At 47.4% G+C, this 1,367-nt stretch carries 1 pseudogene; it reads left to right on the top strand.

Annotated elements, in window-relative coordinates:
• Positions 1-390: 390 nt before the first annotated feature.
• Positions 391-1,176, top strand: a pseudogene (locus tag HCN83_RS17860) (IS1634 family transposase); the annotation flags it as partial.
• Positions 1,177-1,367 lie beyond the last annotated feature (191 nt).

A 1,367-nucleotide genomic window follows, 5' to 3' on the forward strand; every position in this document is an offset into this window, starting at 1 on the left:
GGAATAGCTATGACCTTTAGCGTTCACTTCACTTCTGATATAATTAACGGTGTCCACTTGTAACATCTCCTCATTTACCTCCTGCCAGAAAAATGGGTCCAACAGGAGTGTATTTGATTATGGGGGGTGTTCACAAGTGGCTTTTTCTATGCATTGATCCTTATCTAGGATCCTACATAAAATCAATGCCGAACCTTACATTTTTAGTTTGCCATAAACAGGCATTGTGGAAGGCGTCTTTTCCTTTCTGCAGGGTCTTTATAGACAGTATATCCGTCAATCCTTGGACAAACAATCCCATCTTATTCTGGACGTTTTGGACTAGCAATAACACCTTGTCTTAGTAGGGTTCCCAGGCATTTCGTTTACCTAGTAACTGTCGAACTCGGGGACATGACGGTGATCGAGCAGGTGAAACAAGACTTGATCGGCTGGAAGCTCGGGCGGGTGATTCAAGTCGCCGATCGCGGGTTTTCTTCCGAAAAGAATCTTCGGATCCTGCAGCAAACCGGCGGCCATTATATTATTGGCGAACGCATGCATGCAGGAAAAAAAGATGTCGAAGAAGCCTTAAGCAAGCGAGGGCGGTTTCAGGTGGTTCGAGAGAATCTGCACGTGAAAGAAGCCATTGTTGGTAACGGAGAAGCGCGCAAGCGCTATGTGATTGCTTACAATCCCGACGAAGCCGCACGAGACCGGAGGAAGCGGGAACAAATCGTGGCATCGGTCGAAGCGCAGATCGATGCGCTGCAACAGGAGGCAAACGAAGCACATCATAAGAAAGCCTGTGCCCTGCGGGCACATTCGACGTACGGAAAATATGTGCGGCAACTGAAAGATGGTACTCTCCGTCTCCATAAACAAGCCGTACGCGACGCGAGTAAATATGACGGAAAGTACCTCATCCGCACGTCGGACGATACCTTGTCGATCGAAGACGTGGCGCTTGGTTACAAGCAGCTGCTGGAAGTGGAGGACGCGTTTCGTACTTTAAAAACGACGTTACAACTGCGTCCCATGTATCATCGGCTCGAAGAGCGGATCCGTGCCCATGTGGTCATCAGCTGGCTGGCCCTGTTGCTTGTCCGCATTGCCGAGCTGCAGACCGGAGACACATGGACCCAGATTCGCAAGGAAATGAATCGGCTCCATGTGGGACCCGAGTTCGACAGTAAATAGGCACATTTCCGCTTTTCTGGACCTCGTGGTCCACTCCTGACAAGGCATGAAGCGAAAATGTGCTCCTTTTTTACAATTTTTACATAGGCACACGTTTATATTATTTTTTCTTTATTTTAAAGGGTTTATCAGATATAATATAGGCATGTATATTCGACGAGTAACCAGAAAAAATAAAAATGGAACAA

This window comes from Alkalicoccus luteus, assembly GCF_012034335.1.
In the GTDB taxonomy this organism is placed as follows: Bacteria; Bacillota; Bacilli; order Bacillales; family Salisediminibacteriaceae; genus Alkalicoccus; species Alkalicoccus luteus_A.